The sequence below is a fragment of the Paenibacillus tritici genome (assembly GCF_013204885.1).
GTDB lineage: Bacteria > Bacillota > Bacilli > Paenibacillales > Paenibacillaceae > Paenibacillus_AQ > Paenibacillus_AQ tritici.
Genome location: NZ_JABMKX010000006.1, coordinates 78,927 through 93,036 on the forward strand (window position 1 = coordinate 78,927; position 14,110 = coordinate 93,036).

The following is a 14,110-nucleotide window of genomic DNA, read 5'->3' on the forward strand; positions in this document are numbered from 1 at the left end:
ATACTGCTGAAGGAGAGTCCCTATTGTTCAAAATTATGCTGATCGAAGACGACATCACCCTGTTTGGGGAGATTAAGGAAAGGCTGGCCCAGTGGTCTTATGAGGTGTACGGGATTACGAATTTCGGCAAGGTCCTGCAGGAATTCACGGAGGTGAAGCCGGATCTGGTGGTGATAGATATTCAGCTGCCGCAGTTCGACGGCTTCCACTGGTGCCGGATTCTGCGCAGCCACTCCAACGTGCCGATTATCTTCCTCTCCTCCCGCGATCATCCGAGTGATATGGTAATGTCCATGCAGCTTGGAGCGGATGACTTCATCCAGAAGCCCTTCCACTTTGAAGTGCTGATTGCCAAGATTCAGGCTACGCTCCGCCGGGTCTATAATTACAGCAAGGATGGAACGGAGCTGAAGACCTGGCGCGGAGCAGCGATTGAGTTCGTGAAGAATACGGTCACGGCCAGCGAGGGCGTGGCCCTGCTGACGAAGAATGAGATGCTGATCCTCAAAATACTGCTTGAGCACAAGAACCGTATCGTGGAGCGTGAGGAGATCATCAAGAGCCTGTGGGACAACGAGCATTTTGTCAGCGATAATACCCTGACCGTGAACGTGAACCGGCTGCGCAAAAAGCTGGAACCGCTGGGGCTGGAGTCTTTCATTGAGACCAAGGTCGGGCAAGGGTATATAGCGACCGAAGAGGCGGCAGAATGATAAGGAAATACATCACCGAGAAGCGAAGCTGGCTGCTGCTGCTGGCCGTTCTGCAAGCGATCATTATCTTCGTGGCCTATGTGGATTCCTCGATTCCCTTGCTGCCGGTCCTGTATATCGTAATGCTGAACACGCTGCTCTTCCTGGCCTTCGTCTTCCTGAGATACCCCCGGGAGACCCGGTTCTATAGAAGCCTGGAAGCCTGGGATCAGATCTACGACCTTCAAGCGGTTGTGGAGCCGGGAAGTCCGATGGAGCAGATTGTGCTGGAGGCGGTGAGCGCCCAGACGGACCGCTACAAGCGTGAATCCTCCGTCAATTATCAGCTGCTGGAGTCGGAGAAGGACGAGCTGCTCTCCTGGATTCACGAGGTCAAAACCCCGCTGACCGCGATGCAGCTCATGATTGAACGTCTGACGGATGAGACACTGCAGCGGCAGCTGATGTACGAATGGCTGCGGATTCACCATCTGCTGGACCAGCAGCTGCATCAGAAGCGGATTCCTTTTATCCGCAATGACCTGTTCATTGAGAAGGTAAGTCTCGCGCCTATCCTCAATAAGGAGATCCGGGCGCTGAAATCCTGGTGCATCTCGAAGGGAATCGGGTTTGACGTGGACCTTGCGGCGGAAGAAGTGCTGACAGACGGCAAATGGCTGGCCTTCATGCTCAGGCAGCTCCTGACGAACGCCGTGAAATACAGCGAAGACTCAGATATCCTCATTAGAAGCAGTGAAGCAGACGGTCATGTCGTACTGGTCATAGAAGACAGCGGACAGGGCATTGACCCCAGGGATCTGCCGCGGATCTATGATAAAGGGTTCACCTCCTCGCGTGTACGCCAGGAGAGTGCGGCCACCGGAATGGGGCTGTATCTGACCCGGCAGGTTGCGGAGCCGCTGCAGATCCGGCTTCACGCCGCATCCACCCCCGGGCAGGGTAGTGTGTTTACGCTGACTTTTCCAAGAGAGAACGACTTTCAGCGATTGACCGGCATGTGACAATAGTGTCACATGCTTCTTCCATTTGTTCGGCGAAGCGCAGGAAAATGAACCTCCACCCGCTTATGATAGAGCTATAGAAAAGGAGTGGGGAACCAAATGGTGATTATGCAGGCTAACAAAATCTATAAAACCTACGGCAACAAATTTAATAAACAGGAAGTGTTAAAGGGAATTGATCTCCAGGTGAATAAAGGAGAATTCGTGGGGATCATGGGACCTTCCGGGTCCGGTAAAACAACACTCCTCAACGTGCTGTCCTCGATTGACCGGGTCAGCAAAGGGACGATAGAAATTGAGGGCAAGGAATTCACCGGGATGAAGGAGAAGCAGCTGGCGGAGTTCCGTAAGCATCACCTCGGCTTTATTTTTCAGGATTACAACCTGCTGGATACGCTGACCGTCAAGGAGAATATCATGCTGCCGCTCTCGATCACTGGCATGTCGAAGAAAGAGGCTCATCAGAAGTTCGACCAGGTATCCGGGGAGCTGGGCATCCATGAGCTGAAGGACAAATATCCGGCGGAAATCTCCGGCGGGCAGAAGCAGCGGACCTCTGCGGCGCGGGCGTTCGTGCATGATCCGAGTATTATTTTTGCCGATGAGCCTACGGGGGCGCTGGATTCCAAGTCGGCTTCCGACCTTCTGAATAAGCTAGCCGCGATGAACAGCAAACGCCAGGCTACCATCGTCATGGTTACGCATGATGCGGTTGCCGCAAGCTACTGCAGCCGGGTGGTATTCATCCGTGACGGGCAGATCTACACACAGCTGAACAAGGGCGATGAATCCCGCCAGTCCTTCTTCAATGATATTATCAGTACCCAGGGAGTCCTTGGCGGTGTCACGCAATGAGTCTGAATTATATCATCCTGCGGAATCTCAAAAAGAATATCAAGAACTATTATCTCTACGTCTTTGCTCTGATCTTCAGTGTGGCCCTGTACTTCTCCTTCGTGACGCTGCAGTTTGATCCGGCGATGGATGAGGTTGGCGAATCCATGAAAGGCGGGGCCGCCATCGGCGCTTCTTCCGTCCTGCTGGTCGCCATTGTCGCCATCTTCCTGCTGTACGCGAATACGATCTTCATCAAGCGCCGCAGCAAGGAGATCGGGCTGTTCCAGCTGATCGGACTGACCAAGACGAGAATCTTCGCCCTGCTGAGCGCCGAGAATCTGATTCTGTACTTCGGATCGCTCTTCATCGGCATCGGGGCAGGGTTCGTCATGTCACGGCTGATCCTGATGATTCTGTTCAAAATTCTGGAGATCGACAAGCTGGCGAAGCTGCGCTTCTCCCCGGAGGCGTTCCAGCGCACGGTCCTGGTGTTCGCAGTGGTGTATGTGCTGATTATGATTATGAATTACACCTTCATCCGGGCGCAGAGTATCCTCTCGCTGTTCAAGACAACGTCCACGACACAAGGGCTGGTTAAGAAAATGCCGCTGTGGGAGATTATTATGGGGCTGCTCGGCATTGGCTTCATTGCTGCCGGATATTATGTATCCAGCCAGCTGTTCAGCGGGAAGTTCACAGGCATGAACGGACTGATGCTGGCGATGATTATCATTTTGGCGCTGGTCATAGCCGGTACTTATCTGTTCTATAAAGGTTCGGTCAGCTTCATCTTCAATGTCATCCGCAAGCGCAAAAAAGGCTACCTGTCCATTAACGAGGTATTGTCGCTCTCTTCGATTATGTTCCGGATGAAATCCAACGCCCTGCTGCTGACCGTCATCACCACGGTCTCCGCACTGGCCATCGGCCTGCTCTCTCTGAGCTATATTTCCTACTACTCAGTAGAGACATCAGCCAAAGAAAGCTCGCCGCATGATTTCGGCTTTGTTATGAAGGATGCGGGGGCTAACTTCGTTCAGGCACTGGATCAGAAAAAGATTGGGTACACGGTGCTCGAGATTCCTACAATCCGGGTGAAGCTGGATCTTGGGGAAGTCCTGGAGAGCAGTAAATTCCCGGACAATGATACCAGTCTCGAAGCTACGGTGATCAGCGACAGCAGTCTGGAAGGGAAAGATGTACAGCCGGGTGAAGTCATGATTACAGGTTACACCCATGCGCTGCAATCCATGCTGAAGCTCAGAGACAGCGGTGAAGTGGACTTTTACACAAAGGACGGCGTCATTAAACAGCAACTTAGCGAGTTGTCTGAAAAGCCCGTATTACCGTATTATTATGGCGGCGGGGTGATCGGGGTGTTCGTGGTGGATGAGTCGGTCTTCCAGGAGCTGACAGCGCATCAGGACCCGAATTTGCAGAACAACAAACCTGGCAGCTGGAATTACCGCGGGATTATGCTGAAGGATCATTCACAAGTCAAAGAAGCATATAACATCTATCTGGAACAGAAGCCGGAGTTCCCAAGCTTCGCGCAGTATGAGTATGAAATTAACCAGCGTACCAACATGGGCTTAATTATGTTCATTGTCGGATTCCTGGGCCTGACCTTCCTGATTACCTCCGGCTGCATTCTCTATTTCAAGCAGATGGATGAAAGTGAGGAGGAGAAGGACGGATATACGATTCTGCGCAAGCTGGGTTTCACTCAGGGAGATCTCCTGCGCGGTATTCAGTTCAAACAATTATTCAATTTCGGCATCCCGCTTGTTGTCGGCCTGTGCCACAGCTACTTCGCCGTGAAGTCCGGCTGGTTCTTCTTCGGCACCGAGATGCTTACCCCGATGTTCGTAGTTATGGCGGTATATACTGTGTTATACTCCATCTTCGGTCTTTTGTCCGTGCTGTATTACAAGCGGGTAATCCGGGAATCGTTATGATTAACCTATAAGGATATGGAACAGAGAGGATAGCCTTGGGGCTGTCCTTTTTGGCTCTATGTGGTGACAGGAAATAAGCAGAGTTGTGTCGAATCTGTACAGAGCAAAGGGATGATAATAGAATCAGAGCAGGGCCGAGACTTCATATTATAAACAGAAGAGGTGCGAGCGCGTGTCAGTTACAGTTGGAGCCATCCGGGCGATTAACCGTTATCCGGTGAAATCCTTGGCGGGGGAAGAGCTGGAAGCCTGCCGGATAGAATCCTACGGGGTTCAGGGAGACAGATATTGTTCGTTCTATGATATGACCAAACAGGACTGGTCGCAGTATATCACTGCCAGAAAGATACCGAAGCTGATGTCCTATAAGGCGGAATATACCGGCGAAGATATTCGTGTCACGGCTGCGGATGGCCGGGTATTCGGCTGGGATACAGAGCTGCTTAAGGAAATACAGAGTCTGACCTCTACAGAGATTACGATGTCTGCGTTCAAGGCGCCTCACCCGGAGGCGAAGCATCCGGAGCTGCTATCCGTAGACGGGGCCAGTATTCTGCTCGTGACCGACAAGAGCCTGAAGAAGCTGGAAGCGTTATGGGGCAAGCCAGTCGATCAGCGCCGCTTCCGGGGCAACTTCGTGGTGGAGGTCCGTGAGGATTCACTTGGGGAAGAGGCGTGGCTCGGCCGCCGCCTGTCGATAGGCAGCGCGGAGCTGCAGGTGGACAGCTATTGTGAGCGCTGTGTTATGATAACAACCCACCCCGATACCCTGGAGCGGGACAGCTCTCTGCTCAAGCAGGTTCACAAGGAGCTTAATCTGAAGTTTGGATTATATGCTTCTATTATCCGGACCGGTGAGGTCCGGCTGGGCGATCCGGTGGTTGTGCTGGAGGACTGAGGCGGGGAATGTTGTATTCGGTGCAGGATTTAATATGAGAGCCAAACGGAGTGATTGATATTCTGGAATTATCCATGGACAATGCTGATGAGCTGGTGAAGGTGACACATGCGCTCTCTACGGAGCTTAGGCTGCGAATGCTTGCGCTGCTCAACAGCCGGAGAATGAATGTAGCGGAGCTGGCCGAGGCGCTGGAGATCCCGGTCTCCACGTCGGCCTCGAATGTGAAGGTGCTGGAGCAGGCGGGGCTGATTGAGACGGAGCTGCTGCCTGCTTCACGCGGAGCGATGAAGGTCTGCAGCCGGATCTATGATGATATCAGGATCATTATCAATGTCCCGGAGCGCCTTGCGTCAGCGGACCACGGCGAGTACTGCTATGAGATTGCCATGCCGATCGGCAATTTCACCGCCTGTGAAGTGGCGCCTACCTGCGGCATGGTCAGTGAGACCGGGCCGATTATTGCCGGGGACTCTCCGGCAGGCTTTTTCCACCCGGACCGGGTGTACGCCCAGCTTCTCTGGCTGCGTAAGGGCTATCTGGAGTACCGCTATCCGCTGGAGATTCCGCAGGGCGCAGAGATCCGCCAGATTCAGTTCTCGATGGAGATCTGCTCGGAGGCGCCGAATTATGAGAATGACTGGCCTTCGGATATTACGCTGTGGATCAACAATGTAGAGGTGGGCACCTGGACCTCGCCCGGCGACTTCGGCGGCAGACGCGGGAAGCTGAATCCTTCCTGGTGGATTGATACGGGCACACAGTTCGGCGCTCTTAAGACCTGGAGCGTAGATAATACCCGCAGCACCATCGACCATCAGGAGATTTCTGCCGTCCATCTGGGCCTGTTGAAGCTTACTGAGCAGAGCCATGTCGATCTGCGGCTGGGTGTGAAGGAGAACGCGAAGTTCAAGGGCGGGATCAACCTGTTCGGCAAGAAGTTCGGCGATTATGAGCAGGATCTGGTGATGAAGATTTTTTATAGTGTGAACCCTATATAAGCATGTACATGTAAAAAGACCCGAACTCCACGCAGTTGTGGAAATCGGGTCTTTTTATTGAAATGTACCCTGCCCTCAGGGGTTGGACTCCGTTCGCGCGCCTGTCTATTGCCCGCTGCTTCCCGGTTCCTCACAGTCATAAGCATCGGTATTCGGATTCTCCGCCAGTTCACGGAAGTGGCGGAGTTTATAGCGGATGACTTCTTGCGTCTCTTGAAGCCTTGCGATCTCATGGGCGATTGTATCATTGTGCGCTTCTAGTATAGTGTACCGTTCAGATAACGTGCCATCACCCTGACGGGTCAGCTCCAGATAATGCCGCATCTGCTCGAGCGTCATTCCGGTAGCCTTCAGGCGCATCAGGAAACGGATGCCCAGAATCTGGTCCTTACTGTAGTGCCTATGGCCATTGGGTTTACGGTCAGCATAGGGAAGCAGACCAATCCGCTCATAATAGCGTATCGTATCCTCGGTTAAGCCGGTCAGCTCCGCAGCCTGGCTGATGGAAGTGACGGTGTCTGGAATGTTCTGTGTGGTGAGATCCATGGGAGCCTCCTTGAATTAGGTTACCAAGGAACTTCTCCATTCTCATCAAAAAATCCTCCTGTCGGGCCATCTGCATCCAGTGTAGCCAGACGTACGGCGATGCCAGCCCCTTGCTCCACGGTGCGCAGGCCGGTGAAGCCGTTGAGATCGGTCGCGGTAAAGCCGGGATCACCTGAATTGATTTTAAGCGGAGTATCTTTGAATTCTTTGGCAAAAGTGATCGTAGTCATGTTAACTGCAGCTTTGGAGCTATTGTAGGCAAGTAGATTAAATTCAGCATGCTCATGACCGGGATCGCTGTTGAAGCTCAAGGAACCCAGGCCGCTGGACATGTTGACAATCCGGCCTGCCGGAGACTGCAAGAGCAGCGGAAGCATAGCTCTCGTTACGGAAAGGGTACCGAAAAAGTTGGTCTCGAACGTTGCTCTGAGGTCACTCATCGGCAATTGACTGGGAGCAGTACCGCCCCCAAGGGAAATGCCTGCATTGTTGATTAGAACATCAAGGCCGGAGTAATCCCTGGCAATAGTCTGCGCTGCTGCAGCAATACTGTCTTGATCCTGCAGATCAATATGGATGAAATGGGCATCAATGCTCTCCTGTGCCAAAGCGGCTGCCGCTTCGCTACCCCGCTGCTCATCCCGTGAGCCGATCAGAATTCTATGGCCGAGGGCTCCGAGCTGCCGGGCCGTTTCATAGCCGATCCCTTTATTTGCACCTGTGATCAGTACGGTTGTTGGTTGTGTCATTGCGTATTTCCCCTTTTCCTGTTTCGAATTACGGTGGCCACCTGTCATGAACTTACTACTTGGAGTATGCTCAAAGTCAAGTAACTAATTTTAAGGGGATGTCGGCAGACTTCATTGTCCACTAACTCATGGAGTAACGGGCATTGACATTTCAGCAGATTCTGCAATAACTAGTACATATTTATTGTATTAAAACAAAATTATTGTTCATAAGGAGCGTGTGCAGTTCGATGACCACTCAGCACTATATCAAGGATTATCCGCGGCCGCAGTTCGTCCGTGACGCCTGGCAGAGCTTAGATGGGGAATGGGATTTCCGGTTTGACGATGACAACGTTGGTGAACGGGAGAGATGGAATGAGCAGCTTAAGGGGGATTTGAAAATTCAGGTGCCGTTCACCTATGAGACGCAGGCCAGCGGGATCGGGGAGACGGTCTTCCATCCTTATGTATGGTATGAGAGGGAGCTTCAGCTGCCTGCTGATTTGGGACAGAAGCGGGTGCTGCTGAATTTCCAGGCGGTAGATTACAACGCGAAGGTGTGGGTGAACGGCAGGTACGCGGGAGGGCATAAGGGCGGTTATGCGGCTTTTTCGCTGGATATTACCGATTATCTGAACACTGCTCCAGGCGTGCCGAACCGGCTGGTCGTCAAGGCGGAAGACAGCCAGAGCTGCACACAGCCACGGGGCAAGCAGCGCTGGGTAGAGGAGAACTTCGAGTGCTTCTATGTGCAGACGACAGGCATCTGGCAAAGTGTGTGGGTAGAGTATGTATCACCCTCGTATCTCAAATCTGTCAAAATCACGCCGGATCTCGATACCCGCTCTGTCCGTTTTGAATATCAGACCCACGTGGCTGCGCCTAATCTCCGCCTGGAGACCCGGATTAGCACGGGGGAGCAGACCTTCAAGCAGGTCTCACTACAGGCAGACCGGGCCTGGCTGCAGCTGGATGTGGAGCTGACGCATGAAGCGCATGGCCCGTGGAAGCTGCAGTCCTGGTCGCCTGCGTCGCCAATGCTGTACGGGGTGGAGTTCATTCTGTACCAGGATGATCTGGTTATTGACCGGGTGTATTCGTACTTCGGACTCCGCAAAATATCCATCGAACAAGGCAAGGTGCTGCTTAACAATACCCCGGTGTATCAGCGGCTGATTCTGGACCAGGGATACTGGCCGGAGAGCCATCTGACCCCGCCTTCGGAGGAGGCGCTGATTGCCGATATCGACGCGGTTCTGGCGATGGGCTACAACGGTGTCCGCAAGCATATGAAGATCGAGGATGCCCGCTTCCTGTACTGGTGCGATGTGAAGGGGCTGCTGGTCTGGTCGGAGATGGCGGCGACCTTTGAGTTCAATGACGAAGCGGTGGAGAACTTCACGAACGAATGGACAGAGATTGTCCGGCAGCAATATAATCATCCTTCGGTGATCACCTGGGTGCCTTTTAATGAATCGTGGGGCATTCCGGAGGTCTACACGAATAAGCGGCAGCAGAAATTCACGGAGGCGATCTACCATCTCACCAAGTCGATTGACCCGAACCGTCCGGTTATTGTGAATGACGGCTGGGAGCATACCATCAGCGATATTATTACCCTGCATGATTATGAGGAGAGCGGTGACGCCTTGCATAAGCGTTATGCAGACGCAGGAAGCGTGCTTGGCGGGGAATTCTCGTTCAATAACTGGAAGTACGTGATGGCCCAAGGCTATGCCTACCGGGGGCAGCCGGTGATCGTCAGTGAATTCGGCGGCATTGCCTTTGATTCCGGTGACGGCTGGGGATATGGAGAGCAGGTGGGCAGCACGGAGGCCTTTATGGAGCGTTTCCGCTCAATCACCCAGGCCATTAAGGACACCCCTTATATCTGCGGATATTGCTACACACAGATTACGGATGTCCAGCAGGAAGTGAACGGACTCTTAACGGCAGACCGGACACCGAAAATTCCGCTGGACGAGATTCGCAAGGCCAATTTGCAGCTAACGGAATAATCGTAACATTGTAGCTTAACAAGCGGCGAATTAGGTGACTAACTCAAGCACCGGGCAGAAGCCGGGGTTCCCGGAGCATAAGGCTGCTGTGAATTCCGGCCGCGTCTTCGCCAGTACAGCGAAATAGCTTCGGATGACATGGTTCAGCTCCACCGTCCCGTTCTGGAAGGACAAGGATTTCAGCATCTGAACATGGGCGTAATAGTATTTGGTCTCCTGCCTGGGCAGCTTGTAGACGGTGGGCGGAACATAGGTGGTGACGTCGAAGATATTGGCATAGCGGTAGCTGCTGCGGACATATAAGCTGAAGGCTTTGGCAAAAGCCGGGTCCCCCACACGGGGCGATCCATAGGTGTAGAGGTAGGGGGAGCTGTAGGAAGAATTGGCAGCGAGATCCAGCACACACAGGGTCGCAAGCGCCCCGCCGAGGCTGTGGCCGGTGACATACAGCGTCTTCTCCGGGGACAGGGTACTGAGTACGGCAAGAATATCATCCCGTGCCGACGCATAGAGGTCTGTGAACCCCCTATGGGTCAGGCAGGGTTCCGGAATATACGGGTATTTTTTTTGGCCGGCATTCATGTTAGAGAGCCAGTCATTGGTCGAGATGCTTCCGCGCCAGGCAATGATAATCTCCTGCGGAGATTCCAGAATGAAGCCGAACAGCTCCCAGACATTACCCATGGACTTCGCCTGGAAGCTGTGAACGACCGAGAAGCCTGCCGGAACAACGAATGAACCGTCCGCATTGGCAAATTGGGTATAAGTCTGTCCACAGACAGCCGCCAGAAAGATGGCCCATTCCTCTTCATTTCTCATGCTGCTCATCCCGCATCCCGCCCTTCTTTTCTATCTGTGTATGATCAGAAGGGGGGATTGGTGCCTATGGGGACAGCCGCAATTTATGCATGAACAAGCCCGATTCAGAGATAAGTCTCATGAACCGGGCTTGGCTTCGTGACTATTCAGTTCTTGTCTTGCACTTCCCGGTCCGGCAGCTGGGTTACATAACTGTCCGACATGCGCAGCAGCTCCAGCGCCCGGGTGAATTCATCCTCTGTCGATTGCAGCAGTCCCGTCCCGTCACCGGTTAAGGTATAATGCTGGCCGTCCTCGAACCCGCTGCCGGACAAGAAGAGTTCTTCGTTATTGACGAATGATCCTGTCGGCAGATAATAGCGCTGCGGCAGCAGGTTATACTTCGTCTGGTTCAACAAATCCTGTCCGAAATGAATATGATTATCCAGCGGCACGCCGAGCAAGTTGGCTGCGGTAGGGAGAATGTCAACCTGCCCGCCAAGCTGCTCCTTCACGCTTGGTGCCGTAATGCCGGTGGCAGAGATCATAAGCGGGATATTAATCAGATCGCGTTCATTATATTCATGGTCCAGAATCTCCTCCAGCAGGACCTTGTCGGCCTCTTTCAGCGAGAATATAGGAAGACCCCGGTGATCGCCGTAGAGGACAACCACACTGTTATCCCACACCCCGCTGCTCTTGAGCTCGTCAATGAATTGGCCCAGCGCGTAATCCGCATAGTTCTCGGCCCGGATATAGTCACCGACAAGTGTACCCTCGTAACGCTCCGGCAAGGTCATCTTGTATTTGCTCTCCGGGATGGAGAACGGATTATGCGATGACATCGAGATCACATGGGCATAGAAGGGCTGTTCATGCTGATCCATCTGTGCAAGCTCGGCAGAGGTTTTGCTGTACAGGACTTCATCCGAAGAGCCGTAGAAGACAGCATCCTCTTCACCGAAATAAGTCTTGTCATAATAACGGTCGAAGCCGAGTGCGTTGTACAGCTCCCCGCGGTTCCAGAATTCCACATTATTGGTATGAAAGGTTGCGGTAGCATAACCTTGGGCCTCCAGCAGCTTAGGCAGGCTGGGCAGCTCCTTCGGAGCGTACATCTCCGTTGCCGGGCCATCCGGCGGAACATAATAGGAGGTGTTGACGATAAATTCGGCATCCGAGGTATTGCCCTGTCCCACCTGCTGAAAGAAACGGGGGAAATAGTAGCTTCCGGCGGCTAGCTTATTCAGATTCGGAGTGATCTCTGTTCCGTCGACCCGCAGGTTGATCAGGAAGTTCTGCAGCGACTCCATCTGGAGGATGATCAGATTCTTCCCCTTGGCGGCTCCGAACAGGACCGGATCATGAGCAGGCTGAATCCCCTTGGTCTTATCAATGCTGGCCTGGGAGATCTCCGCACGGTCCATAGGCTCTTCCTCAGGTTGACCGAGCAGGGCGGCATAGGCTTCATAATTGAGAATCCCCATCTGCTCCGCCTTGACATTCTCATTCATACTGGCCTTGTTCGGAAAGATATTCATCATACACATGACGAGTGAAATACAGAACAGGACAGCCAGGGCCTTGCGGTTGCTGCGGCGGGACATGGAGTGCTTCCAGGCCAGCGCTTTCTTCCTTCTGAGCATAATGAAGCCAATGATGATGATGTCAACAAATATAAGCATATATTGCGGATGCACTACGGCGAATATACTTTTTTTGACGGCACCCACCTGCTTGACCTGGCCGAAGACCTGAGACGTAGCAATCATTCCAAAATGATTATGATAGACAATAAGAGAGAAGAACAGGACGGTAATGAGCAGATTGACGAGCAGATAAATGGCGACTTTGCGCCTCGTGGCGAACCATTCGATAAGGCAGAACAGCAGCAGCACGAAGGGGATTTCCTTCAGCCAGGTGGTCCAGGTCGGGCCGTCCTCGAATAAGTAATACCAGGCGAAATAGCTCTTGACGAGCATGATCAGAGAGAAGAACAGAATCGATCTTTTTCGAAGGGAACGTGATTCCTTGTCAGGCATTGCGTATGCGCATCCTTTTCTATATAATCCATTAATTCTATTACATGGCCGAGCTTGAAATCAACCGGATATCAAGGCGGTATGGTGAAAAATAAGGTGTAAATTCACTAGATATACGTTATTCTCAAAGAAGATCCGGGAAGAATAATAGAGGATAACCCCAGCAGGAGGAACATTAATGTCAAAAGAATTCTCACGCCAATATACAGAAAGTGTAAAGCTTGAACTATTGAACAGACTCGGTCTGAAGCAGGTGTACTTCAAGGGACAGCAGGGCGATGATCTGTTATATGAGGCAACGGGCTTCGACCGGGGCACGGCGCATAAGTTCTGTGTCCGAACTAGGAAGGGCACCATCGACGAATGGGTGGGCGGGAAGTGGATGAAGGTCCGCAGCTTCACCATTGCCACCAGACAGGAGGGATTGGAATGAGCAGCGTCTCCCATCGGCAATTACAGGTACAGCCACTGGCTGAGATCGGACAGCTGAAGATTCATGGGCGTACGACGGGGGAGCTGGCCCCGCTGACTTTATTCTGGACCGGAAGCGCGGTTGAGCTGAATGTCCGGGCGTCCGAATTGTGGATGGAGGCGGAATCCGGCTATGATCATCACGAGTCCTGGATCAGTATATTGATCAACAACGTTCCGGTAAGCAGACAAATGCTGAATGCCGGAAGGCACTGGATCTGTGTATTCAGAGGAATGAACCCTGAGCGTGTGAAGAATATCCGGCTGGTAAAAGAAGTTCAGGCGATGAGCGGTGACCCGGGCTGCTATTTGCAGTTCCATGCGGTCCGCACAGACGGCGGGTTCCTGCCTGTCGAAGACAAGCCTTACCGGATTGAGTTCGTCGGGGATAGCATCACCTCCGGTGAAGGCGTGATCGGAGCCAAGGCGGAGGAAGACTGGATACCGGCCTGGTTCAGCGGAGTCCACAATTATACAGCAATGACCGCAGAGGCGGTCCAGGCTGACTACCGTGTGGTTTCACAGAGCGGGTGGGGCGTGCTCTCCAGCTGGGATAACAACCCGCAGGGCAATATTCCTGACATCTATGAGCAGGTCTGCGGCCTGCTCACCGGACACCACAATGAAGCACTTGGAGCGCATCAGAAGAATGATTTCGGCTCCTGGCAGCCGGATGTGGTCGTTGTCAACCTGGGCACCAATGATGACGGCGCTTTTCATTCGCCGGAATGGCAGGATGAGACTACCGGACAGAGATATAAGCAGCGGCTGAAGGAAGACGGAAGTTATCATGAAGAGGATCTGGCTGCCTTCGAGTCTGCGGTGACGAAGTTCGTGGGCAAGCTGAGGACCTGTAACCCCGACGCGCATATCGTGTGGGTATATGGAATGCTGGGCCTCTCGCTGATGCCGGCCATTTACCGTGCTGTGGATACATATATTAAGTCCACAGGCGATAGGAACGTGTCTGTGTTCCAGTTGCCGGATACGACAAGTGAGACTATAGGAGCGAGAACCCATCCGGGGCTGCTTGCCCATCAGCAGACAGCACAGGAATTAAGCGGCTACATCCGGGGACTATTGTCAGGTTCCTAGA

General features: G+C 53.0%; 13 protein-coding genes. 9 read left to right on the forward strand and 4 right to left on the reverse strand.

Going from position 1 to position 14,110, the window contains the following annotated elements:
• Nucleotides 1-23: 23 nt before the first annotated feature.
• The 6 genes from HQN87_RS11930 (at nucleotide 24) to HQN87_RS11955 (ending at nucleotide 6,408) form a co-directional block, all read left to right on the forward strand.
• Nucleotides 24-713, forward strand: a complete 690-nt coding sequence (locus HQN87_RS11930; protein WP_173132802.1) for a response regulator transcription factor — start codon at nucleotides 24-26, stop codon at nucleotides 711-713.
• Complete coding sequence (locus HQN87_RS11935; protein WP_173132805.1) at nucleotides 710-1,714, forward strand: sensor histidine kinase; 1,005 nt, start codon at nucleotides 710-712, stop codon at nucleotides 1,712-1,714. Before HQN87_RS11930 ends, HQN87_RS11935 begins: the two co-directional genes overlap by 4 nt.
• Before the next feature lie 99 nt (nucleotides 1,715-1,813).
• The gene (locus HQN87_RS11940; RefSeq protein WP_173132808.1) at nucleotides 1,814-2,569 is read left to right on the forward strand and encodes an ABC transporter ATP-binding protein; all 756 of its coding nucleotides are present in this window, start codon (nucleotides 1,814-1,816) and stop codon (nucleotides 2,567-2,569) included.
• Entirely contained in the window at nucleotides 2,566-4,509 is a 1,944-nt protein-coding gene (locus HQN87_RS11945) for an FtsX-like permease family protein (RefSeq protein WP_173132811.1), read from the forward strand. Before HQN87_RS11940 ends, HQN87_RS11945 begins: the two co-directional genes overlap by 4 nt.
• A gap of 172 nt (nucleotides 4,510-4,681) precedes the next feature.
• The gene (locus HQN87_RS32975) at nucleotides 4,682-5,407 is read left to right on the forward strand and encodes an MOSC domain-containing protein (RefSeq protein ID WP_173132814.1); all 726 of its coding nucleotides are present in this window, start codon (nucleotides 4,682-4,684) and stop codon (nucleotides 5,405-5,407) included.
• A 50-nt stretch (nucleotides 5,408-5,457) separates the two neighbouring features.
• The gene (locus HQN87_RS11955; protein WP_367272709.1) at nucleotides 5,458-6,408 is read left to right on the forward strand and encodes an ArsR/SmtB family transcription factor; all 951 of its coding nucleotides are present in this window, start codon (nucleotides 5,458-5,460) and stop codon (nucleotides 6,406-6,408) included.
• A 105-nt stretch (nucleotides 6,409-6,513) separates the two neighbouring features.
• On the opposite strand, the gene HQN87_RS11960 is transcribed toward HQN87_RS11955, so the two are convergent.
• A complete protein-coding gene (locus HQN87_RS11960; protein ID WP_173132817.1) occupies nucleotides 6,514-6,954 on the reverse strand; it encodes a MerR family transcriptional regulator in 441 nt (146 codons plus the stop codon).
• 20 nt (nucleotides 6,955-6,974) lie between these two features.
• On the reverse strand, nucleotides 6,975-7,703 hold the full coding sequence (locus tag HQN87_RS11965) for an SDR family oxidoreductase (RefSeq protein ID WP_173132820.1): 729 nt from the start codon (nucleotides 7,701-7,703) through the stop codon (nucleotides 6,975-6,977).
• 230 nt (nucleotides 7,704-7,933) lie between these two features.
• Between HQN87_RS11965 and HQN87_RS11970 the strand changes: the two genes are divergently transcribed.
• Nucleotides 7,934-9,703, forward strand: a complete 1,770-nt coding sequence (locus tag HQN87_RS11970; RefSeq protein WP_173132823.1) for a glycoside hydrolase family 2 protein — start codon at nucleotides 7,934-7,936, stop codon at nucleotides 9,701-9,703.
• Between the two features lie 30 nt (nucleotides 9,704-9,733).
• Here the strand turns inward: HQN87_RS11970 and HQN87_RS11975 are convergent, their stop codons facing one another.
• Together HQN87_RS11975 and HQN87_RS11980 are read right to left on the reverse strand one after the other, a co-directional pair.
• Nucleotides 9,734-10,531, reverse strand: coding sequence for a lipase family protein (locus tag HQN87_RS11975; RefSeq protein ID WP_173132826.1), 798 nt, complete (start codon nucleotides 10,529-10,531; stop codon nucleotides 9,734-9,736).
• Between the two features lie 137 nt (nucleotides 10,532-10,668).
• On the reverse strand, nucleotides 10,669-12,543 hold the full coding sequence (locus HQN87_RS11980; RefSeq protein ID WP_173132829.1) for an LTA synthase family protein: 1,875 nt from the start codon (nucleotides 12,541-12,543) through the stop codon (nucleotides 10,669-10,671).
• Between the two features lie 178 nt (nucleotides 12,544-12,721).
• Here HQN87_RS11980 and HQN87_RS11985 point away from each other — a divergent pair, with 178 nt between their 5' ends.
• Nucleotides 12,722-12,976 (forward strand): hypothetical protein, encoded by a 255-nt coding sequence (locus HQN87_RS11985; protein ID WP_173132832.1) that lies wholly within the window; start codon nucleotides 12,722-12,724, stop codon nucleotides 12,974-12,976.
• Nucleotides 12,973-14,109, forward strand: coding sequence for an SGNH/GDSL hydrolase family protein (locus HQN87_RS11990; RefSeq protein WP_173132835.1), 1,137 nt, complete (start codon nucleotides 12,973-12,975; stop codon nucleotides 14,107-14,109). The genes HQN87_RS11985 and HQN87_RS11990 overlap by 4 nt, the downstream gene beginning before the upstream one ends.
• The last annotated feature ends 1 nt before the right edge of the window (nucleotide 14,110 follow it).

What these genes read in the sequence shown, in the direction of transcription:
- HQN87_RS11985 (WP_173132832.1), top strand. Translation starts at nt 12,722, where the DNA reads ATGTCAAAAGAATTCTCACGCCAATATACAGAAAGTGTAAAGCTTGAA.
- HQN87_RS11990 (WP_173132835.1), top strand. Translation starts at nt 12,973, where the DNA reads ATGAGCAGCGTCTCCCATCGGCAATTACAGGTACAGCCACTGGCTGAG.
- HQN87_RS11940 (WP_173132808.1), top strand. Translation starts at nt 1,814, where the DNA reads ATGGTGATTATGCAGGCTAACAAAATCTATAAAACCTACGGCAACAAA.
- HQN87_RS11975 (WP_173132826.1), bottom strand. Translation starts at nt 10,531, where the DNA reads ATGAGCAGCATGAGAAATGAAGAGGAATGGGCCATCTTTCTGGCGGCT.
- HQN87_RS11980 (WP_173132829.1), bottom strand. Translation starts at nt 12,543, where the DNA reads ATGCCTGACAAGGAATCACGTTCCCTTCGAAAAAGATCGATTCTGTTC.
- HQN87_RS11965 (WP_173132820.1), bottom strand. Translation starts at nt 7,703, where the DNA reads ATGACACAACCAACAACCGTACTGATCACAGGTGCAAATAAAGGGATC.
- HQN87_RS11935 (WP_173132805.1), top strand. Translation starts at nt 710, where the DNA reads ATGATAAGGAAATACATCACCGAGAAGCGAAGCTGGCTGCTGCTGCTG.
- HQN87_RS11960 (WP_173132817.1), bottom strand. Translation starts at nt 6,954, where the DNA reads ATGGATCTCACCACACAGAACATTCCAGACACCGTCACTTCCATCAGC.
- HQN87_RS11945 (WP_173132811.1), top strand. Translation starts at nt 2,566, where the DNA reads ATGAGTCTGAATTATATCATCCTGCGGAATCTCAAAAAGAATATCAAG.
- HQN87_RS11970 (WP_173132823.1), top strand. Translation starts at nt 7,934, where the DNA reads ATGACCACTCAGCACTATATCAAGGATTATCCGCGGCCGCAGTTCGTC.